Raw genomic sequence first — 18,461 nt, 5'->3', positions numbered from 1 at the left:
CGTGATCAGCCAGGTCGACGAGGCGTTGTGCCGGCTCATCGCGCCCCATCTGCCGGAGGGGACGGTGGTCCGGCTCGATCCGCCGAAACCCACCTGGCAGACCGAGACGCGGGTGTCGAGCGTCGATCTGTTCCTCTTCGCCCTGCACGGCGCCGGCCCGGGAACCGGCGCCGTGCGGGCGAAGCGGTGCCGGCTGTCCTATTTGGTTACCGCGCGGGCGGACAAGGTCCGCGACGAGCACACGCTGCTCGACCGCTCGCTGGGCGTCCTGATCGGGACGGAGTTCCTCGTGGTCGACGAGCAGCCGTTGCCGATCACCTTGGAGGAGACCGATCCGACCGGGTTGTGGGTCAGTCTCGGCCTGCCCGCCCGTGCGGCGTTCGTCGTCACGGTCACGGCGGAGTACCGAGACTGAACACCGAGGCCCGCCGCAGGACCACCCCGCCGATGGACGCCAGCTCGCCGCCGAAGAGCTCGCACCATTCGGCGGCGTTCCCCGGCGGGCCGCAGTCACCCGCCCGCCTCGCCCACTCCGCGCGGACTTCGAGGCGGTAGCCGAGGATGCCGGTCAGGGTCAGCCCGTTCCGGCTGGCGCCGACCCCGCACATGCCGCGGTAGAGCCTGCCGTCCGGCGGTTCGAATTCGGCGCTCCGCTGCACGAACCGATGGCCCGCCGCCCCCGTGACGGTCGCGACCGGCGTGTCGATCCCGCTCACGAACAGGCCTTTGGAGAGCAGGTCGAGCGCCTCGGCCTCCATCCGCTCCACCACGCCGGGAGGGCGGCGGCACGCGTACAGCGCGCCGTCGAAGGACAACCGCACGGTGACCGCCACCTTGCCGATCTCCAGGGTCGCCGCGGCCACCGGACTCACCGGTGGGCGGTACCGGAACGCCGTCGCATGCACCCCCCGACGGTAAGTCGCCGCACTGACACGGCCTTGCCCGATCGGGACGTCCTTGGGGCGTTTCTTAGCGAGGGACCCGCTCGGCCGGCCACCGCACCTCGGCCACGTCTCCCGGCCGGGGCACCTTCAGGAAGAGGCTGAACACCGCCGGCTGCTTGCTCGACAGCTCCAGCCTGCCGCCGTCGGCCTCGATGAGCGCGCGGGCGAGCGCGAGGCCGACACCGGTCGACCCGCCGCCGGAGAATCCGCGTTCGAAGATGTGCGGTGCCAGCTCGTCGGGCACCCCGGAGCCGGTGTCGGCGACCTCGATGACGACGGTGCCGTCCGCGTCGCCGCGCCGGGCGGCGAGCGTGACCGTTCCCGCGCCGTGGCGCAGCGCGTTGTCGAGCAGGACGCCGACGACCTCGCGCAACCGGCCGGGCGTCGCCCTCGCCCGCAGCCCGTCGGTGACGCGGATCCGCAGATGCCTGCCCTCGGCGCGAAGCAGCTGCCGCCACTCTTCGGAAACCTCGGGGAGCACTTCCGGCAGATTCACCGGCTCCGCGCCGACTTCGCGCGCCGCCCGCGCGGCGGCCAGCAGTTCGTCGAGCGCTTCGGCGAGCCGGTCCGCCTGTTCCTGCGCGGCCTTCGCCTCGTCGACGACGTCCTGATCGGAGTGGACGGTCAGCGGTTCGAGCCGCAGCTGCAACGCGGTCAACCGGCTCCGCAACTGATGGGAGACGTCGCCGACGAGCTGGCGTTCCCGCTGGACCAGCTGCGCGAGCGCCGAGCCGGACGCGTCGAGCGCTTCGGCGACCATGTCGAGCTCGCCGACGCCGTAGCGCTTCGGATCCGGCCGGAAATCACCGCCGCCGAGTTTGACCGCGCGATCCGCGACGTGTCTCAGCGGTTTCGCGAGCCTTCGCGCGGTCACCGTCGCGACCACCGTGCCGGTGCCCACCGACAGCACGACCAGCAGCAGCACCAGCAGCGTCACCTGCGTCTGGCGGGTGCGCATCGGCCCGGCGGGCACGGACAGCTCGACCTCGCCGTGCAGCGCGATCGGCGCCCGCTCGGACACCACGTCCGAGCCGGGGTCGGAGCCGTAGCGCTTCTCGATCTGCCCTTGCGCGCGGACGGTCAGCAAACCGCCCTGCGGCACGGCGACCCGGACCAGGTCGAGGTTGATCGGCTGGCCGACGGCGATCTCGCTGTCCAGCGTCGCCGCTATCCCACGGGCGGAGGACGCGAGGTTCTCGCGGTTGAGGTTCTCGACCAGCTGCCACGCGGTGATCCCCAGTGGGATGCCCAGCACGGCCGCGGTGACCGCGACGGCGAGCAGGATCGCCAGGAGGATGCGGCGGCGCATGCTATTCCGCGTTGAAGCGGAAGCCGACGCCGCGGACGGTGGCTATCCGCCGTTCGCCGTCGCCGTTCCCGCCGGGTTTGCCCGCGCGGCCCGCCGCCTCGTCGGCCGCGATGCTGAGCTTCCGCCGGAGCCACGACATGTGCATGTCGAGTGTCTTCGAGGTCTTGGATTCGAGGTCGTTCCACACCTCGGCGAGGATCTCGTCGCGGCTGACCACCTGCCCGGCGCGGCTCATCAGCACCCGGAGCAGCTCGAACTCCTTGTTCGCGAGCTGCACCTCGTGCAGGTCGACGGTGACCATCCGGGCACCGAGGTCCATCCGCACTCCCCCGGCTTCCAGCACGTCGGGCGCCCGGCGGCGGAGCAGCGCCCGGATGCGGGCCAGCAGTTCGGCCAGCCGGAACGGCTTGGCGACGTAGTCGTCGGCGCCGGCGTCGAGCCCGACCACGAAGTCGACCTCGTCCGTGCGCGCGGTGAGCATCAGCACGGGCACCTCGGTGCCGCTGGCGCGCAGGCGGCGGCACACCTCGAGCCCGTCCATCCCCGGGAGGCCGAGATCGAGCACCAGGAGGTCCACGCGGTCGCTCTCGGTCGCGTCGAGGGCGGCGGGCCCGTCGCCGACGACCCGCACCTCGTACCCCTCCCGCTGGAGTGCGCGGGAAAGCGGATCGGCGATGGCCGGGTCGTCCTCGGCGAGTAGCACCATGCTCACCTGGCCAACTCTACGACTGCCGGGCGTGAAACCATCGTGACCGTGCCCGGCTACGAGAATGATCTTGAACTCGCCACTCGGCTGGCCGACGCCGCCGACGCCATCACCACCGCCCGGTTCCGCGCGCTCGACCTGGCCGTGGAACGCAAACCCGACCGGACGCCGGTCACCGACGCGGACACCGCCGTCGAGGACGCCATCCGCGCGATCCTCGCCACGGACCGGCCGGACGACGCGGTGCTCGGCGAAGAACGCGGCGGCACCGCCGCGACCGGACGCGCCTGGGTGCTCGACCCGATCGACGGGACCAAGAACTTCCTGCGCGGCGTCCCGGTGTGGGCGACGCTGATCGCGCTGGTCGAAGACGGCGACCCCGTGGTGGGCATGATCAGCGCGCCGCTGCTCGGCCGCCGCTGGTGGGCCGCGAGCGGCGACGGCGCCTGGATGAGCGACTCCGCCGGGGAACGCCGCATCTCGGTGTCGAAGGTCGCGTCGCTCGGAGACGCGTATCTGTCCACAACGGACCTGAATTCGTGGGTGGAGTACCACTCACGCGAGAAGTACCTCGACCTCGTCGACGCGTGCTGGGAAAGCCGCGCTTTCGGCGATTTCTGGCACCACTGCCTGGTCGCCGAGGGCGCGCTCGACGTCACCGCGGAATGCATCGTGAACCCGTGGGACGTCGCCGCGGCCCAGGTGCTGGTCACCGAAGCCGGGGGCCGCTTCAGCGACCTGAACGGCGAAGCGCGCTACGACAACGGGTCGGCGCTTTCGACGAACGGGCTGCTCCACGACGAGGTCTTGGCGATCCTGAAGCGCTGAACGCGCTCACTGCGCGCCGGGCAGCAGCCCGACGGCACCGCGCGCGACCTGCGACCAGGCGAGACGTCCGAAGAGGTAGTGGCAGGCGACCTGTTCGCTGGTGAACCGCGCCCAGTCGTACCGGTTGCCCTGTTCCCGCCAGAAGACCTCCCAGGAGGGCTCGGCTCCCTCTTCCTCGGTGCGCATGAGGCACCAGGCGTTGTCCACCTCGGCGCCGACCGAAACCACTTCGGGCGGCACGCCCAGCGCGGCCAGCCACCGCAGGATCGTCCCCGTGTTCACCGAACCTCCCCCGTGACGTCCGCCAGGAAGCCCAGCGTGACGAGTTCATCGGCGCCGAGCACCGTGCGAAAGCGCACTCCGCCGCCCGGCTGCCCGAACCATCCGGCGGTCACCGAACGCCAGACCGGCAGCGGCCGGACGACGCGGTAACGCCGGTAGGCACCGGCCTGGTCCGGCGGCAGCGAGCGCATGGGGAACAGGGTCGCGTCCTCGGCGAACACCCGGCCGTGCTGATCCCCGAAACGGTCGAGATGGGTACCGGCCTCGAGCATCGTCGGCGTCGCCGGATCACTGTCGGAGGGCCACAGATGGCCCGTTCCGGTCGTGAAGCGCTCTTTCCAGTCCTCTTCGGACATTTCGCCCCACGGATGGTGTCCCCTGGTCAACTCCGGCGGCGGAACGGCGGCCGGAGTCGTCGGCGAACGCCGGAAACCGCTGCTGACATGGGACAGCGCGTCCAGGTCGTCGAGCACGTCCGCCTCGGGATGGTCCTGCGGACCGGAACCGCCGTCGGGCAGCGGCAGCTGACGCGCGGGTTTGCCCATCGCGACCGGGAGATGCCCGATCGGGAACATGTGCACGAGGAACAGCGCGATCACGCTCTCGCGTTCCGTCCGCAACGCCCCCATGGGCGGTGGGGCGGCGGGCTTCGGCGGGAAAGGCACCCGCAAGGGCGCCACCGAAGGCGGCCACGGCGAAGGCGCGTACGGCGCGCGAGCCCCGTGCGGTGGTGTCGGGGCGTCGTACTCGACGGGCAGCCGGATCGGGCCCGTCCCGGCCTCGCTCGGATCGGTCACCGCACCTCCCCCAAGGAATCGGTTCCCACCGGTGAACGGGGGAGGCAGCGGACAGGACGCGTTACGACCTTAGCGCCGACCGGCGTTCTCGTCGGCGGATACCCGAAAGCGCATCAAGGCCCGGGACGGCGGACGACGTTCGACGAGTTCGAAACCCGCCTTCGCGAAAACGCTCACCGTGCCGTGGTACAGGTCCGCACCCGGTCTCTTGCCCAGTACCTCGACGGGGTAACCCTCGACGACGCGCGCCCCACGCCCGGCCGCGAAGTCGACCGCGGCCCGCAGCAAGGCGGTGGAAACCCCTTGGCGGCGGCTCTTCCTGCCGATGTAGAAGCACGTCACCGACCAGACCCCGGTGTGGTCGCCGGGCGACGCCGCGACCGGCGACCTCGCCAGCCTCGGATTGTCCAGCCGGGGCGAAACGGCGACCCAGCCGACCGGCTCGTCGTCGGCCAAGGCCAGCAGCCCCAACGGTTTCCCCGCGGCGACCTCGTCGCGGACATGGGCTTTGCGGCCGTCCTTGCCCGCCTGCTTGAACTCGGGCCCGGTCAGCCGGAAGAAGGCGCACCAGCAGCCGCCCTGCACCCCTCCCGGCCCGAACAGCCGCTCGAAAAGCGGCCAGGTCTCATCCGTGAGTTCCGCGAACCTCATCCGGCGAGCGCGTTGACCACCCGGGACGGACTCGGCCTGCCCAGCTTCCCGGCCATCCACTTGCTCGTCGCCACCAGCGCGTCGAGATCGACACCGGTTTCGACGCCGAGACCGTCGAGCATCCACACGAGATCCTCGGTCGCGAGGTTCCCGGTGGCCGATTCGGCATACGGGCAGCCGCCGAGGCCGCCAGCCGAAGAGTCCACAGTGGACACGCCGCAGCGGAGGGCGGCCAACGTGTTCGCGAGCGCCTGACCGTAGGTGTCGTGGAAGTGGACGGCCAGGGCGTCGACGCCGGCGAACTCCCCGATCAGCGTCTCGACCTGACCCGCGGTGGCGACGCCGATCGTGTCCCCGAGCGAGAGCTGCGAGCAGCCCAGGTCCAGCAGCCGTTTGCCCACTCCGGCGACCTGCGCGGCCGGGACGGCGCCCTCCCACGGGTCGCCGAAGCACATCGACACGTACCCGCGGACGTCGAGCCCCGCGGCCCGCGCCCTCGTGACGACCGGCTCGAACATCGCGAACTGGTCGTCGACCGTCGAGTTGAGGTTCTTCTTGGCGAAGGTCTCGGTGGCGCTGGCGAAGATCGCGATATGCGAGACACCGGCCTCCAGCGCCCTGTCCAGCCCGCGCTCGTTCGGCACGAGCACCGGGTACCGGACGCCCTCGCGCTTCTCGAGCCCGGCCAGGAGCTGCTCGGCGTCGGCCAGCTGCGGCACCCATTTCGGGCTCACGAAGCTGGTCGCCTCGAGCGTGGTCAGCCCGGAATCGGCGAGCCTGTCCAGGAATTCGAGTTTGACCTCGACCGGGACGATCGACTTCTCGTTCTGGAGACCGTCACGCGGGCCGACCTCCCAGATCGTCACCCGCTCCGGCAGGGAGTAGACGGACGGGACCTTCTCGGGCAGCCCCAGCTCTCGCGTGCCCATCAGCGGCGCCGGTTTCCGCGCGGCGGGTGCCCTTGCGGCGGCAGCGGCTCGGTCTGCTGCGGTCCCGGCGCGAAGTCGTCGTACGGGTTGTCGTTGACTTCGCGGTAGATGACCGTGTGCACGCGCTCGACCTTGGGGATGTCGTCGAACTTCAGCGGTTCGTCCGAAGCGGACTCGATCACCAGCGTGCCGCAGCCGAACACGCGGTCCAGCAGCCCGTGCTCGAACTGGACGCTGTTGATCCGCGACAGCGGGATGTCGATGCCGGTCCGCTTGAGCACGCCTTCGCGGGCGATCAACCGGTCCGTGGTGACGATGAAATGCGTCGTGCGCCACCGGACGAACGGCGCCAGGAACAGCCACACGACGAGACCGAGCCCGACCGCGGCGATCGCGATCTCGGAGATCAGGTCCCACGGGGCCGTCGCGTCCTTCGCGATGACGGCCAGCCAAATCCCCACGCCGAGCGTGACGATCAGCGCGAGGAACGGGAAGATCAGCATCTTGAAATGCGGGTGACTGTGCACCACGACGTGCTCGTTCTCGCTGAGCAAATCGTCCGGATAGGCCACGACGGACGCTCCCAAAGTGTGTTCGGCGCTGGTGAGCTCACCGTACCGGCGAACGGTCCCGGCGGAAGAGGAGACGCCGGAAATCGAGACGCACGGATCAGGCCTCGGCGGGCCGCACGTGGACGACGTCTCCGGCGAACACCGTGTACCGCTCACCACCGGGAACGTCGACCTGGAGCTGGCCGGCGGGATCGATGTCGGCGGCGCGGCCGGTGAGCGCCGAGCCGTCGGGCAGCTGGACCTCGACGTCCTGGCCCAGCGTGGCGCAGTACCGCCGGTAGTCCCCGAGCAGACCGGCCTCGGCCAGCGATCCGCCCGCGAGCCGCCAGCGGCGTTCGAGTTCGTCGAACGCGGTGAGCAGCCGGACGGCGATCTCGGCGCGGTCGGTCTCCGTCGCCCCCTGCTCGGCCAGCGAGGTCGCGGGCAGGCCGCCGGGCCCGGCCGGGACGCTCTCGCCGAGCGGCAGCACGTTCACGCCGACGCCGAGGATCACGGTGGTGTCGTCACCGGCGACGGCCTCCGCCAGGATGCCCGCGCATTTGGCGCGGTCCGGGCCGGCGAGGACGTCGTTCGGCCACTTGAGGACGGCGTCGACGCCCAGCCCCTCGGCGATCTCCCGGACCGCGAGGCCCGCGACCACGGAAAGTGAACCCAAATTGGCGAACGGGACGCCGCCCGGGCGCAGCAGCACACTGACGTAGAGGCCCGATCCCTTCGGCGAAGACCAGTGCCGGGCGCGGCGGCCGACCCCGGCTGTCTGCTCCTCGGCGATCAGCACCGTGCGGTCTTCTGCCCCCTTCGCGGCGGCTTCCCGCAGGTCGGCGTTGGTGGACCCGGTGCTCGCCACGACCTGGATCGCGGCGTACCGGCCGGACAGCGCGGCACTCAGACGCCCGGCGTCGAGCGCTCCCGTCTCACTCATTCGTCCAGAATATGAGAGTCCCCCTAACGTGCAAGGCGTTCGCTCGTTACGCAGAGGTGGTCTCCAATAATCTGGACGGCGTGACCGAGCCCGAGCCCGCCCCGAGCGCGTCCGAACCCAGCCCGAAGAAGTCGTGGGCGCACGGCGTGGCGATGCGCGGCCTGGTCGCGCTCCCGCTGGTCGCGGGACTCGCGACGGCGGGCTGGCTGCTCGCGGGCGGGAACGATCCCGCCCCGGTCGACGGACGTCAGCCCGTGCCCGTTCCCGCCGCGAAGCAGGACCCGGCCACCGTCGGCGGCGGCGCGGGCCCGTCGGTCCTGGAGGTCAGCGCGCCGGTCAAGGCGCAGGAGACGCCGAAGGGCGCCCGGCCGCTCGAAGAGTGGGCGGGGAAGCTGGCCGGGCCGCTCGACATCCCGGCGAAATCGCTCATGGGCTACGCGAACGGCGAACTGGCGCTGCGCGGCGAGCAGCCGAACTGTCACCTGTCCTGGGTCACCCTGGCCGGGATCGGCGCGGCCAGCTCGAACCACGGACGTGGCGGCGACAACCCCCTCGGCCTGTCGGCGCAGCAGTGGAAGAAGCACGGCGCGTCGATCCCCGGCATCGCGAAACCCGCGCTCGCCGATCCGGACTCCGCTTCGGTCGCCGCGGGCCGCGCCCTGTGCGCTTCCGGGGCCGACCTCGGCGGCGGCAACGGCTGGTGGAAGGCCATCGCCGCTTACCAGGGCGGTAAGGGCAACGAGGCCGAACTGTTCCGCCAGCGCGTCCTGGGCAACGCGCAGCTGTACGCGACCCTGTCCCTCGACCCGGCGCGCTCCGCCAGCCCCGCCGTGAAGGCGACCCGCTTCGCCCTCGGCCAGCTGGGCCTCCCGTACGTGTGGGGCGGCAATGGCCCCGAAGCGGGCGCGGCGGGCTTCGACTGCTCCGGGCTGACCAAGGCGTCCTACGACGAAGCCGGTGTCGCGCTCCCGCGGACCGCGGACAGCCAGTTCCGCGCGCTGCCGCAGGTGCCCGGCGAGCCGAAGCTCGGCGACCTCGTCTTCTACGGGAACCCGTCGACGCGGATCCACCACGTGGGGCTGTACCTCGGGAACGGGCTGATGATCAACGCGCCCACCGAGGGCCAGGCGATCCAGATCCACACGTATCACTCGAAGGGTGACGACTACACGGGTGCGGGACGGCCCGCGGCCTGACCTCAAGCCGGTGTCGGTGTCGTTTGCCGGTGTCGCGAAAGCCACTTTAGGGACATCAGACGTCGCGAAAGTGGCTTTCGCGACACGGCCTCACGGCGCGATCCAGACCGTCGCCCGGGTAGGCCGATGACGCCGCGAACCCGGCGACGACTGACGCACGACTCGCCCCTCCGAGCGCCCCGTCAAAGGCGTCGTCGCGTCTGCCTCGTACAGCACGATCTCGGCTTCCGCGGCCAGGGCGAGAGCCTGAGCGACCGAAAGCCCGACGAACTCCGGGACCGGCCACGGCATGTCGTAGTTCAGGTTCCGTGACACGCCACCCATATGGCACCTCCCGATATACGCAGCCGATGAACGGCGGGCATCGGCATGTCCCGGGAGAACGGCCAGCCGATTCCCGGCCCGAGTCCGGCCAGCAGGCGGGACACGAAGGTTCCGTGACTGCCCACCAGCACGACACCGCCGTCATACTCCTCCGCGAGCCGATCGACCGCGGCCATCGCCCGTGCGGTCAGCCGCCGCAGGCTCTCGCCACCCGGACGCGCGAAATCCGGATCGGCCCAGCTGCGCTCGTAGTGGACGGCGTAGTCCGGTGTCGGCTCCAGGCCCGAGTCCCATTCGCGCAGCTCCCAGCGCGTCGTGACTTCGAGCCCCGCCGCGGTGGCCGCGGGCGCGACCGTCGCGACGGCTCGCCGGTAAGGGCTCGACACGACCGCCGTCGGGTTCATCGCGACGAGTTCGTGCGCGAGCAGTTCCGCGGCCGCCATCCCCGCCGCGGTCAGCGGCCGCTCCGGGTCGTCGGGCTTCCCCGGCGGCGGCGGAACGGACTCGGCATGCCGGACGAGGACGATCTCGCAGCTCACGAATGAGCGGCCAACCACTCGAGAGCGTCCTCCCCGTGGCGCAGCACCGACACATGTCCGTCCTCAGGGAACACGCGCGCCTCGGCCGTGGCGCACTGCCGCGCCAGCCACTCGCCGTGCGCGAGCGGCGCGACCCGGTCCTCGCCGCCGTGCAGGAACAGCGCCGGAGCGCGGAGGTCGGACGGCTGGAAACCCCATGGCGCGACGTACGCGAGATCGTCGTCGATCAGCGCACCGGCTCCGCCCTCGACCGCGGGGCCGACGACGTCGAGGAACCACTTCCAGTCACCCGACAAGGCGGCATGGTCCGCCGGCGTGAACATCTCCGCGTCGTATTCGGCCGTCGCCTCGTACCGCTCTTTTTCGGCCCTCCCCGCCACGGCGGCCGTCAGGGATTCGACGCCCGCCGCGCCCATCCCCGCGAACCAGTCCAGCCCGGCGGCGCCGTACGGAGCCATGCCCGCGACGCAGACCGTCGCCGACACCCGGTCCGGCAGCAGAGCCGCGCAGGCCAGCGCGTGCGGGCCGCCGCCGGAATGCCCGAAGACCGCGAACCGCTCGATTCCCAGGGCGTCGGCGATCTTCTCGACGTCCGACGCCGCCGACGCGACATCCCGGCCGGGCCGCGGCGACGAACCGCCGTAGCCGGGCCGGTCGTAGGAGACCCATCTCAGTCCGAGCCGCTCGGCGGCCGGGAACAACGGGGCGGGCGGGGCGCCGATGTTCGGGGTCCCGTGGTGCCAGAAGACCACCGGCCCGGTCCCGCCCGTGTCGTACGTGTGCAGTGTGGCCCCGTCCCCCAGGTCCACGTCCGACTCGTTCACCATGGCCCGAGCGTAGGGCACCCTGGAGCCATGTCCCGCTATCACGAGATCAAGCACCGGGTGGCCACGACCTTCCAGCGCCACGTCGGCAACCCGATCCTCGTCCGGCTGCCGAACCAGCCGATCCTGGAGACCACCGGCCGCAAATCCGGCGAGGCCCGGCGGACGCCGATCGGTGGCCGCCGGGTGGGCCGTGAGTTCTGGATCGTCTCGGAGTTCGGCGAGAAGTCGCAGTACGTCCGCAACATCCAGGCCGATCCGCGGGTCCGCGTCCGGCTCCGGGGCCGCTGGCACACGGGCACGGCGCACCTGCTCCCCGGCGACGACCCCCGCGCGCGTCTCAAGGCACTCCCCAGGCTCAACAGCGCCGCCGTACGCGCGATCGGCACGAACCTCCTCACCATCCGGGTCGATCTCGACGAATGAACGTTTGCCTTGACGCCAAGGGCAAGGTTTACGCTCGGGACCATGCGGATCGGCGAACTCGCCGCGCGTACCGGAACCACCACCCGCGCGCTGCGTTTCTATGAGTCACAAGGGCTTCTCGACGCACGGCGCGCGTCGAACGGGTACCGGGAGTACGACGAGGACGACTTCCGTCTGGTGAACGAGATCCTGACCCTGCAAGCGGTGGGGCTCAGTCTGGAGGACACCAGGCCGTTCGTCGAGTGCCTGCGCGCCGGGCACGAGACCGGCGATTCGTGCGCCGATTCGATCGAGGTCTACCAACGCAAACTCGCCGAGGTGGACGCCTGTCTGGCCAGGCTCAACGACGTGCGGGACAGTCTGCTGACCAAACTCGCCGGCGCGCTGAAAACGCCGCCGGGACCGTGCGTCGTCGTGCCGCGAACCGAGGAGGCCTGAGTGTCCCTTTCCGTCGTCACCGACGAAACCTTCCAAGCACTCGTCCTGGACCAGGACAAGCCCGTCCTGGTGGACTTCTGGGCGCAATGGTGCCCGCCTTGCCACATGATCACGCCGGTGCTGGAGCAGATCGCCGAAGAGCGTGCCGGATCGCTGCTCATCCGCAAGCTCAACTCCGACGAAAACCCGCTCACGGCCAGGAATTATCAGGTCATGTCGCTGCCGACGCTGATCCTGTTCCGTGACGGGAGTCCCGTGTGGACGACCGTCGGCGCCCGGCCCAAGGCGCGGCTGCTGGCCGATCTGGACGCCGTTCTGCAGCCGTCCCTCTCGTGAGTCGCGCGGTAATTGTGTTGCGCGAGCGACACCCCGCTCGCATCCTTCTCCCATGACATCGACCCCCGCCTTCCTGCCGCCGTCCACCGTCGTCCGACGGGTGCGGAAGCAGCAGCAGGCCGGGTCCGGGTGGAGGCCGACACCAGTCCGACCGTGAGCGCCGCGTTCGTCGCGGGCCTGCTCGCCGGGTATGGCATCGCCATCCCGGTGGGCGCGGTCGGGACGTATCTGGTGGTGCTGACCGTCAGGGCAGGGCTCAGGATCGGCGCGTACGCCGCGCTCGGGGTCGCCACCGCGGACGGGCTCTACGCCCTGGTGGCGGTCCTCGGCGGGGGCACGCTGATTCCGGTCATCGAGCCGATAGCCGTGCCACTGCGCTGGATTTCGGTGGTGGTACTGCTCGGGCTGGCCGTCCACATAGGATTCACCGGGATCCGGAACTACCGCGACTCCGCGAAGGCGGAGCTGACCGAACCGGTCGCGATCGGGCCGGTGAAGGCCTACGTGAGCCTTCTCGGAATCACTCTGCTGAACCCGATGACGGTGGTTTACTTCGCGGCGCTCGTGCTGGGCAGCGAGGACATGGCCGCGGCGAGCGGAGCGGAACACGTCGTCTTCGTGCTCGCGGCGTTCGCGGCCTCGGCCAGCTGGCAGTTGTTCCTCGCGGGCGGCGGCGCCGTGCTCGGCAAGGCGCTGACCGGACGTCGTGGACGGCTGGTGACCGCACTGGCTTCCAGCGCGCTCATCGCCGCGCTCGGTGTTCGCCTCGTTTGGTGACGAATCGAGGGCCGTAGTTGTCCTGATCGCTTGCGAGGCTGCCCTCATGACCGAAACCCGAGAACGTCCGGCTTCCCTCCACTCCTACCTCGCGTACAGCGATGCCCCGAAGGCGCTTCGCTGGCTTGAACGCGCCTTCGGCTTCGAGACCACCACGGAGTACCCCGACGACAAGGGGTTGATCCTGCATTCGGAACTGCGGCGCGGCGAAGTCCGGATCATCGTGTTCAGCGCGGAAGAGGACTACGACCGCCCGGCCCGCAAGGGCGAAACCGTCGGCCACGGCCTCTACGTCAGCCTTCCGACGCAAGAGGCCGTGGACGCCGTCTTCGCTTCCGCCGTCGACGCCGGCGCGACGCCGGTCTGGAAGCCGGAGAACACCGAATGGGGCAACTACCGTTGCCGTGTCGACGATCTCGAAGGGTACGAATGGACTTTCGGCACGTACGTCCCCGGCGAGCCGCAGGGTTAGAGCAGCCGCGCGAACCATTCGCGGGTGCGGCGCAGCAGATCCAGCTGATGCGTCCGCCCGCGAATCGAATGTCCTTCGCCGGGATAGACCACGAAGTCGTGTTCGACGCCGAAGTGGCGTAGCGCGCGGTGGAAGAATTCCGCCTGGGACAACGGGACGTTCGTGTCGTCCGCACCGTGCACGATCAGCACGGGGGTCTCGATCTCCGACGCGAAGGAGATCGGGCTGAGCCGATCGTGCCGGTGCGGACCGGTCCCTTCCCAGCCGGTACTTCCGCCGAGCGCGGCTTCGAACGGGCCGAGCTCGCCGGTCGCGGCTTGCATCCCCCAGTCACAGATTCCGGCGCCCATCAGCGCCGCCTTGAACCGCCTGGTCCGGCCGACGGCCCAGGCCGACACGAACCCGCCGTGGCTCCAGCCCGCGATGCCGAGCCGATCCGGATCGGCCACCCCTTCGGCGACGAGCAGATCGATCCCGGTTTCGAGATCGCTCCATTCCTCCAGCCCGACGCGTCCCGCGACGGCGGCGGCGAATTCGTGGCCATGTCCTTGTCCCCCACGAGCATTCGGCAGGAAGACCGCGTGCCCCGCCAGCGCGAGCCATTGCGCGGACGGGAACCAGCCGAGCCGGAAGCCGTCCGCGTACCGGTCGTACGGCCCGCCGTGCGGCAAGGTGATCAGGGAGAACGGGCCGTCATCCCGGGTCTTTCCCGGCGGGAGGACGAGCAGCCCGTCCAGTGCCAGTCCATCGGAAGCCTTGTAGGACAAGCGTTCCTGCGCACCCCAAGTGATTTCGGCGAACTCCGGCGCCGTGTCGCTCACCCGCGTCAAGGGTTCATCGATCGGTCCACAGTGGACATCCTTCGGCTGGTGAGCGGTGCTCAGCACGATGGCCACGACCTCGCCGTTCGACGCGATGGCGTCCGCTTGCCCGCGCCAGAAGGCGACTTCACCTGATCCGAGCCGGTGGAGGGCCGTGTCGAGACCGTCAGCGACGAGCATCAGCGGAGCACCGGAATCGACCTGCGCGAGCCTGATCGGGCAGGCCGATTCCGGCGTCAGGTTCCGATGTTCGGCCGTGTCCACGGGAACGTCGAAAACCGCCCAGCCACCGACCATCTCCGGTGTCGCGAGATAGGCGACGTGCCAGCCTTCGCCGTCCCGCCACCAGACCGGGCTCGTGGCTTCGACCGCGGTCCTCCCGAGGTCGCGCCGCTCCCCGGTTTCCAGGTCCAGCACGGAAAGCCTGGGTTCGAGCCCGCCGGGATCGAGCTCCGGGGTGGACCAGGTCAGCACCGCGAGCGCTCCGTCGTCCTGACGGCGGGCGACATCGACGACGTGCTCATCGACCAATGTCGTGATCTCCCCGGTCCGCCGATCGAAGCTTCGGAGCCGTGCCGGACGGAAGCTCTCACTCCACACCCAGATTTCCGCGGCCGGTGTCTCGTCCTCGGCGATGAACACGATCCGCTCCCGCATCGGGAGGAACGCGGTGATCTCACTCCGCCAGGCGAACAGCGGCCCGTCCACCGTGTGGATCAGACCGTCCCGGAGGAAATAGAGGGAATTCGACGACCATCCGGGCATGGCCCCCTCGGCCAGCCTCCGGGGTTCCTCGCGACCGTCGACGGACGCAAACCAGATTTCGGGGACGGGGTCCGCGATGGTGCCGACCTGGTAGGCGACCCACCGCCCGTCGGCGGAAAGCGCGGGATTCGAGGGGACTCGGCTGTCGGCGATCAGCTCAGCGGTCAGCATGTGTTCATACTGCCGACAAAGCCTTCCCCAGCGCGTCGAGCCAGCATCCGGTCCCTTGCTCGCGCCAGGCCGGTTCTTCTTGCCCGTCGAGGAAGGTGCCCTGCTCGATCAGCGTCAGGCGGGTGCCGTCCGCCTCGGGTTCCAGCAGCACCGTCGTGAGCGAGACGGTCGCGAGGACGTCGTCGGTGGACAAGGTCGTGGCGTAGACGATCCGCTCGTTGGCGACGATGTCCTCGTAGCGCGAGTCCGCGATCAGCTTCCGGCCGTCGCCATGGGGACCCGTGGTGGTCTCCCGGCCACCGACGCGGAAGTCCAGGGAATGCTCGCCGCCCGGCACGGTGAACCAGCCGGCTTTCGCGTCGGGATCGGCCCAGGCCGCGAAAACGCGTTCCGGCGACACGGGGTAGACGCGTTCGAGGGTGAACGTGGCGTGTTTGACGGTCATGACCTGTTCCCTTCGTCGGAGTTCAGAAAGCCACCAAGACGATCGAGCCGGTGTTCCCAGCCGGTGCGCTGTCCACCGAGCCAGTCCTCGGCCAGCCGCAGGCCGTCCGGTTCGAGGTGGCAGGTGCGGACCCGCCCCGCCTTCTCCGACCGGACGAGCCCGCTCGCCTCCAGCACCTGGAGGTGCTGCATCACGGCGGGCAGCGACATCGACAGCGGCTGCGCGAGCTCCCCCACCGAGGCGGGTCCCCGGGTGAGGCGCTCGATCATTTCGCGGCGCGTCCCGTCGGACAGCGCTTTGAACACCTGATCCATCCGTTGGTTAGGCACATGCTTAACCATCCACTCACGCCCAGAAATAGTCAAGTAGGTGCTTAACTTTCTGCGGTCATCCCTTCGACGAGCAGCCACTGCGACGCCAGGTACGAGGTCAGCACGAAGGTTTCGAGGTTGGCTCGCACGCGTTCGCTGGTGACGAAGTTGCGGCGGATCAGGATCGCCAGATCCGACGCGGAGAACAGCAGCGCACCGGCGGCGATCCAGGTCCGGCGGTCACCCGACGGGATCACCATCCCGCCCGCGACCTTGGCCTTCGGCGCCAGCACCGGATCCGCCGCAAGGGTCGACGTCGTGCTCAGTAGGCCTCCGTAGACCGAAAGCACCGAAGACACCGGAGACGGCTTCGGCAACGCCATCGCGACCGCGGCCGCCGCCCAGGCCGCCAGCCGCGGCGGCGCGGTCGCCGCGCGCGGACGGGCACCCCGGCGCCACAGCAGCGCGGAATACAGCACCTGCATCACGCCGAACGAGGTCGCGCCCTTGATCAGCTCACCGTCTTCATCAGACCGGCCCATGAAATGGTCGCCCGCCCCGGCCGCGACCAACGCGGCGACGAGCAGCCCCTTCTCCCCCGGCGCGAGCCCCCGCGAACGCGCGACCCGGGCGGCGAGCACCGGCACCGCGGCGGGTTTGGCCGCCAGCTGCAGCTTCCGATTACCCGTCCTGGCGGAGTACACCGTGCCGATCGCGGCGGCGCCGAACAACACCCGTTCGGCGATCTTGAGGGCTTTCACGAACCACCTCCGGAACTTATTTCTGGGTAAGTTACCAGGAGGTCAGTCGGATTCAGACCGCTTCACGGAAGGTGTTCCGGTACGCGCTCGGCGAGACCCCCAGCGCCGCCTGAAGATGCTGGCGCAGCGACGCGGCGGTGCCGAAACCCGCCTCGGCGGCGACCTTGTCCACCGGCAGATCGGTCTCTTCGAGCAGCTGACGCGCCCTTTCGATCCGCTGCTGGGTCAGCCACTGCAACGCCGAAATCCCGACCTCGTCGCGGAACCGCCGCGTGAACGTCCTCGTGCTCATCGCCTCTTTCGCCGCCAGTTCGCGCAGCGTCAGCGGCCTGTCGAGGTTCTCCAGCGCCCAAGCCCGGGCCGCCGCCGTCGACGAGGACTGCGGCTCCGGCACCGGCCGCCGGATGAACTGCGCCTGCCCGCCCTCGCGATGCGGCGAGACGACCGTTCCGCGCGCGACCTCGTTCGCGACCGCGGCACCGTGATCACAGCGGATCATGTGCAGGCAGAGGTCGATCCCGGACGCGACGCCCGCCGCGGTGAGGACGTTCCCGTCGTCGGTGTAGAGCACGTTCGGGTCGAGCGCGACCTTCGGGAACTTCGCCTGGAAGTCCAGCGCCGAACGCCAGTGCGTGGTCGCCTTCCGGCCGTCGAGCAGGCCGGCGGCGGCGAGCACGAAGGCACCCGTGCAGATCGACGCGATCCTGGCCTCCGGCCGGATCAGTTCCAGCGCCCGGGCGAGCGGTTCGGTGAGGTCGTGCCCCGAGGGTTCGTATTCGGTGGAGGACGCCGGGATGACGACGGTGTCGGCCTCGGCCAGCACTTCCGGCCCGTGCGCGACCGAGATGGTGACGTCGGCGTCGGTGCGGATCTGCCCCGGCTCCGGCGTGCAGGTGACGACTTCGTAGAGCGGCTCGCCGTCGGCCGATTTGGCCGTGCCGAACAGCCGGGTGACGATGCCCAGCTCCATCACCAGCATTCCGTGCCGGACCAGCACCGCGACCCGGTGGCGGCCGGGATGCGTGAAAAAGCCCATGGCTCGATTCTTGCACATGTTGTCCATCGGGCCACTCGTTTCGGCGCCGGGACCGGGCGACGGTGGAACCATGAACGTGCTGTGGATCTTCGCCCACCCCGAACCCCGTTCCCTCGGCGGCTCACTGCGCGACGAGGGCTTGCGCACCCTCCGCGCGCAGGGCGCCGACGTCCGGGAATCCGATCTGTACGCGATGAAGTGGAAGGCCGTCGTCGACGCCGACGACTTCGGCCGGGCCGCTTCCACCGAGCGGCTCATCGTCGGCTCGACGTCGAAGGACGCCTTCCGGACGGGCGAGCTCGGCGAGGACATCCGCGCCGAGCACGAAAAGCTGGCGTGGGCGGACACCGTGATCTTCCAGTTCCCGTTGTGGTGGTACGGAATGCCCGCGATCCTCAAGGGCTGGTTCGACCGCGTCTTCGTCAAGGGTTTCGCCTACGGCGTCCAACGTCCCGACGGCCGGACGGCACGCTACGGCGAAGGAGCGTTGGCCGGGAAACGCGCCCTGGTCGTGCTGACCGCGGGCGCGCCGGAGGCCACCATCGGACCGCGCGGCGTGAATGGCGAGATCGGCGATCTGTTGTTCCCGTTGCAGCACGGAACGCTGTGGTACGCGGGCATGTCCGTGCTGCCCCCGTTGACGATCTGCGGCGCCGACCGCGTTTCGCCCGAGCAGTACGAGGCCGCCGCGGAGGCACTCCGCGCGCGGCTGCGGACACTGTCCACTCAGGACCCGATCCCGTTCCGCAGCCAGAACGGCGGCGACTACGACGACGCCCTGGTCCTGCGTGAGGAACTGGCGCCGGGGCGGAGCGGGATCGGCGTCCACCTCGCCGGTTGACCCAATATTACGTCGCGGTTATATTTCCCTCACGGCAC

At 70.1% G+C, this 18,461-nt stretch carries 26 protein-coding genes; 9 read left to right on the top strand and 17 right to left on the bottom strand.

Annotated elements, in window-relative coordinates; all coding sequences use genetic code 11:
* Window position 1 precedes the first annotated feature (1 nt).
* The gene (locus tag AB8M46_RS16550) at window positions 2–415 is read left to right on the top strand and encodes a hypothetical protein (RefSeq protein ID WP_037332271.1); all 414 of its coding nucleotides are present in this window, start codon (window positions 2–4) and stop codon (window positions 413–415) included.
* On the opposite strand, the gene AB8M46_RS16545 is transcribed toward AB8M46_RS16550, so the two are convergent.
* From AB8M46_RS16545 to AB8M46_RS16535, 3 genes are all read right to left on the bottom strand, one after another.
* Complete coding sequence (locus AB8M46_RS16545) at window positions 393–905, bottom strand: hypothetical protein (RefSeq protein WP_394360643.1); 513 nt, start codon at window positions 903–905, stop codon at window positions 393–395. The genes AB8M46_RS16550 and AB8M46_RS16545 overlap by 23 nt on opposite strands.
* A gap of 64 nt (window positions 906–969) precedes the next feature.
* Window positions 970–2,253 carry an ATP-binding protein gene (locus tag AB8M46_RS16540; RefSeq protein WP_037332277.1) on the bottom strand — a complete coding sequence of 428 codons (1,284 nt, stop codon included), beginning with the start codon at window positions 2,251–2,253 and terminating at the stop codon, window positions 970–972.
* A gap of 1 nt (window position 2,254) precedes the next feature.
* Window positions 2,255–2,959 carry a response regulator transcription factor gene (locus AB8M46_RS16535; protein ID WP_016331364.1) on the bottom strand — a complete coding sequence of 235 codons (705 nt, stop codon included), beginning with the start codon at window positions 2,957–2,959 and terminating at the stop codon, window positions 2,255–2,257.
* A 42-nt stretch (window positions 2,960–3,001) separates the two neighbouring features.
* Between AB8M46_RS16535 and hisN the strand changes: the two genes are divergently transcribed.
* Entirely contained in the window at window positions 3,002–3,787 is a 786-nt protein-coding gene (gene hisN / locus AB8M46_RS16530) for a histidinol-phosphatase (protein WP_394360642.1), read from the top strand.
* 6 nt (window positions 3,788–3,793) lie between these two features.
* On the opposite strand, the gene AB8M46_RS16525 is transcribed toward hisN, so the two are convergent.
* The 6 genes from AB8M46_RS16525 to AB8M46_RS16500 form a co-directional block, all read right to left on the bottom strand.
* Entirely contained in the window at window positions 3,794–4,069 is a 276-nt protein-coding gene (locus AB8M46_RS16525; protein ID WP_394360641.1) for a hypothetical protein, read from the bottom strand.
* Complete coding sequence (locus AB8M46_RS16520; RefSeq protein WP_394360640.1) at window positions 4,066–4,866, bottom strand: TNT domain-containing protein; 801 nt, start codon at window positions 4,864–4,866, stop codon at window positions 4,066–4,068. Before AB8M46_RS16520 ends, AB8M46_RS16525 begins: the two co-directional genes overlap by 4 nt.
* A gap of 69 nt (window positions 4,867–4,935) precedes the next feature.
* Window positions 4,936–5,517 (bottom strand): GNAT family N-acetyltransferase, encoded by a 582-nt coding sequence (locus AB8M46_RS16515; protein WP_394360639.1) that lies wholly within the window; start codon window positions 5,515–5,517, stop codon window positions 4,936–4,938.
* Entirely contained in the window at window positions 5,514–6,446 is a 933-nt protein-coding gene (locus AB8M46_RS16510; RefSeq protein WP_037332284.1) for a hydroxymethylglutaryl-CoA lyase, read from the bottom strand. The genes AB8M46_RS16515 and AB8M46_RS16510 overlap by 4 nt, the downstream gene beginning before the upstream one ends.
* Entirely contained in the window at window positions 6,446–7,018 is a 573-nt protein-coding gene (locus AB8M46_RS16505) for a PH domain-containing protein (protein ID WP_037335809.1), read from the bottom strand. The genes AB8M46_RS16510 and AB8M46_RS16505 overlap by 1 nt, the downstream gene beginning before the upstream one ends.
* Before the next feature lie 97 nt (window positions 7,019–7,115).
* Entirely contained in the window at window positions 7,116–7,940 is an 825-nt protein-coding gene (locus AB8M46_RS16500; protein WP_378423614.1) for a biotin--[acetyl-CoA-carboxylase] ligase, read from the bottom strand.
* 80 nt (window positions 7,941–8,020) lie between these two features.
* Here AB8M46_RS16500 and AB8M46_RS16495 point away from each other — a divergent pair, with 80 nt between their 5' ends.
* Window positions 8,021–9,136 carry a C40 family peptidase gene (locus AB8M46_RS16495; RefSeq protein ID WP_200882660.1) on the top strand — a complete coding sequence of 372 codons (1,116 nt, stop codon included), beginning with the start codon at window positions 8,021–8,023 and terminating at the stop codon, window positions 9,134–9,136.
* A 90-nt stretch (window positions 9,137–9,226) separates the two neighbouring features.
* Here AB8M46_RS16495 and AB8M46_RS16490 read toward each other — a convergent pair whose 3' ends face one another.
* The 3 genes from AB8M46_RS16490 to AB8M46_RS16480 are packed head-to-tail and all read right to left on the bottom strand — an operon-like array spanning window position 9,227 to window position 10,826.
* Window positions 9,227–9,451, bottom strand: coding sequence for a hypothetical protein (locus tag AB8M46_RS16490; protein WP_394360638.1), 225 nt, complete (start codon window positions 9,449–9,451; stop codon window positions 9,227–9,229).
* The gene (locus AB8M46_RS16485; protein ID WP_394360637.1) at window positions 9,436–9,999 is read right to left on the bottom strand and encodes a histidine phosphatase family protein; all 564 of its coding nucleotides are present in this window, start codon (window positions 9,997–9,999) and stop codon (window positions 9,436–9,438) included. The genes AB8M46_RS16490 and AB8M46_RS16485 overlap by 16 nt, the downstream gene beginning before the upstream one ends.
* Window positions 9,996–10,826 carry an alpha/beta fold hydrolase gene (locus tag AB8M46_RS16480; protein ID WP_394360636.1) on the bottom strand — a complete coding sequence of 277 codons (831 nt, stop codon included), beginning with the start codon at window positions 10,824–10,826 and terminating at the stop codon, window positions 9,996–9,998. The genes AB8M46_RS16485 and AB8M46_RS16480 overlap by 4 nt, the downstream gene beginning before the upstream one ends.
* Before the next feature lie 27 nt (window positions 10,827–10,853).
* Between AB8M46_RS16480 and AB8M46_RS16475 the strand changes: the two genes are divergently transcribed.
* From AB8M46_RS16475 to AB8M46_RS16455, 5 genes are all read left to right on the top strand, one after another.
* Window positions 10,854–11,249, top strand: coding sequence for a nitroreductase/quinone reductase family protein (locus AB8M46_RS16475; protein WP_037332293.1), 396 nt, complete (start codon window positions 10,854–10,856; stop codon window positions 11,247–11,249).
* A 42-nt stretch (window positions 11,250–11,291) separates the two neighbouring features.
* Window positions 11,292–11,687: a MerR family transcriptional regulator gene (locus AB8M46_RS16470; protein WP_016331353.1), complete on the top strand. Its 396-nt coding sequence runs from the start codon at window positions 11,292–11,294 to the stop codon at window positions 11,685–11,687.
* A complete protein-coding gene (gene trxA, locus AB8M46_RS16465) occupies window positions 11,688–12,023 on the top strand; it encodes a thioredoxin (RefSeq protein ID WP_394360635.1) in 336 nt (111 codons plus the stop codon). It begins immediately after the preceding gene.
* A gap of 153 nt (window positions 12,024–12,176) precedes the next feature.
* Window positions 12,177–12,800: a LysE/ArgO family amino acid transporter gene (locus AB8M46_RS16460; RefSeq protein WP_037335816.1), complete on the top strand. Its 624-nt coding sequence runs from the start codon at window positions 12,177–12,179 to the stop codon at window positions 12,798–12,800.
* 46 nt (window positions 12,801–12,846) lie between these two features.
* Window positions 12,847–13,272: a VOC family protein gene (locus AB8M46_RS16455; RefSeq protein WP_125732434.1), complete on the top strand. Its 426-nt coding sequence runs from the start codon at window positions 12,847–12,849 to the stop codon at window positions 13,270–13,272.
* Here the strand turns inward: AB8M46_RS16455 and AB8M46_RS16450 are convergent.
* The 5 genes from AB8M46_RS16450 to AB8M46_RS16430 are packed head-to-tail and all read right to left on the bottom strand — an operon-like array spanning window position 13,269 to window position 17,609.
* Window positions 13,269–15,029 (bottom strand): prolyl oligopeptidase family serine peptidase, encoded by a 1,761-nt coding sequence (locus tag AB8M46_RS16450; RefSeq protein ID WP_394360634.1) that lies wholly within the window; start codon window positions 15,027–15,029, stop codon window positions 13,269–13,271. The genes AB8M46_RS16455 and AB8M46_RS16450 overlap by 4 nt on opposite strands.
* A gap of 4 nt (window positions 15,030–15,033) precedes the next feature.
* Window positions 15,034–15,474 (bottom strand): SRPBCC family protein, encoded by a 441-nt coding sequence (locus AB8M46_RS16445; protein WP_394360633.1) that lies wholly within the window; start codon window positions 15,472–15,474, stop codon window positions 15,034–15,036.
* Window positions 15,471–15,788 (bottom strand): ArsR/SmtB family transcription factor, encoded by a 318-nt coding sequence (locus tag AB8M46_RS16440; protein ID WP_394360900.1) that lies wholly within the window; start codon window positions 15,786–15,788, stop codon window positions 15,471–15,473. The genes AB8M46_RS16445 and AB8M46_RS16440 overlap by 4 nt, the downstream gene beginning before the upstream one ends.
* 59 nt (window positions 15,789–15,847) lie before the next feature.
* On the bottom strand, window positions 15,848–16,546 hold the full coding sequence (locus AB8M46_RS16435; RefSeq protein WP_394360632.1) for a lysoplasmalogenase family protein: 699 nt from the start codon (window positions 16,544–16,546) through the stop codon (window positions 15,848–15,850).
* Between the two features lie 52 nt (window positions 16,547–16,598).
* On the bottom strand, window positions 16,599–17,609 hold the full coding sequence (locus AB8M46_RS16430) for a GlxA family transcriptional regulator (protein ID WP_199750085.1): 1,011 nt from the start codon (window positions 17,607–17,609) through the stop codon (window positions 16,599–16,601).
* Window positions 17,610–17,652: 43 nt separating this feature from the next.
* On the opposite strand from AB8M46_RS16430, the gene AB8M46_RS16425 reads away from it, so the two are divergent.
* A complete protein-coding gene (locus AB8M46_RS16425) occupies window positions 17,653–18,423 on the top strand; it encodes an NAD(P)H-dependent oxidoreductase (protein ID WP_037332307.1) in 771 nt (256 codons plus the stop codon).
* Window positions 18,424–18,461: the final 38 nt, after the last annotated feature.

This window comes from Amycolatopsis sp. SB7-3, assembly GCF_041021335.1.
Taxonomy (GTDB): Bacteria; Actinomycetota; Actinomycetes; order Mycobacteriales; family Pseudonocardiaceae; genus Amycolatopsis; species Amycolatopsis japonica.
Note: the sequence above shows the minus strand (reverse complement) of the source record. Positions and strands in the feature narration are given on the sequence as shown.

What these genes read in the sequence shown, in the direction of transcription:
- AB8M46_RS16540 (WP_037332277.1), bottom strand. Translation starts at nt 2,253, where the DNA reads ATGCGCCGCCGCATCCTCCTGGCGATCCTGCTCGCCGTCGCGGTCACC.
- AB8M46_RS16535 (WP_016331364.1), bottom strand. Translation starts at nt 2,959, where the DNA reads ATGGTGCTACTCGCCGAGGACGACCCGGCCATCGCCGATCCGCTTTCC.
- AB8M46_RS16515 (WP_394360639.1), bottom strand. Translation starts at nt 5,517, where the DNA reads ATGAGGTTCGCGGAACTCACGGATGAGACCTGGCCGCTTTTCGAGCGG.
- AB8M46_RS16510 (WP_037332284.1), bottom strand. Translation starts at nt 6,446, where the DNA reads ATGGGCACGCGAGAGCTGGGGCTGCCCGAGAAGGTCCCGTCCGTCTAC.
- AB8M46_RS16500 (WP_378423614.1), bottom strand. Translation starts at nt 7,940, where the DNA reads ATGAGTGAGACGGGAGCGCTCGACGCCGGGCGTCTGAGTGCCGCGCTG.
- AB8M46_RS16480 (WP_394360636.1), bottom strand. Translation starts at nt 10,826, where the DNA reads ATGGTGAACGAGTCGGACGTGGACCTGGGGGACGGGGCCACACTGCAC.
- AB8M46_RS16475 (WP_037332293.1), top strand. Translation starts at nt 10,854, where the DNA reads ATGTCCCGCTATCACGAGATCAAGCACCGGGTGGCCACGACCTTCCAG.
- AB8M46_RS16470 (WP_016331353.1), top strand. Translation starts at nt 11,292, where the DNA reads ATGCGGATCGGCGAACTCGCCGCGCGTACCGGAACCACCACCCGCGCG.
- AB8M46_RS16455 (WP_125732434.1), top strand. Translation starts at nt 12,847, where the DNA reads ATGACCGAAACCCGAGAACGTCCGGCTTCCCTCCACTCCTACCTCGCG.
- AB8M46_RS16450 (WP_394360634.1), bottom strand. Translation starts at nt 15,029, where the DNA reads ATGCTGACCGCTGAGCTGATCGCCGACAGCCGAGTCCCCTCGAATCCC.
- AB8M46_RS16445 (WP_394360633.1), bottom strand. Translation starts at nt 15,474, where the DNA reads ATGACCGTCAAACACGCCACGTTCACCCTCGAACGCGTCTACCCCGTG.
- AB8M46_RS16440 (WP_394360900.1), bottom strand. Translation starts at nt 15,788, where the DNA reads ATGGATCAGGTGTTCAAAGCGCTGTCCGACGGGACGCGCCGCGAAATG.
- AB8M46_RS16430 (WP_199750085.1), bottom strand. Translation starts at nt 17,609, where the DNA reads ATGGACAACATGTGCAAGAATCGAGCCATGGGCTTTTTCACGCATCCC.
- AB8M46_RS16425 (WP_037332307.1), top strand. Translation starts at nt 17,653, where the DNA reads ATGAACGTGCTGTGGATCTTCGCCCACCCCGAACCCCGTTCCCTCGGC.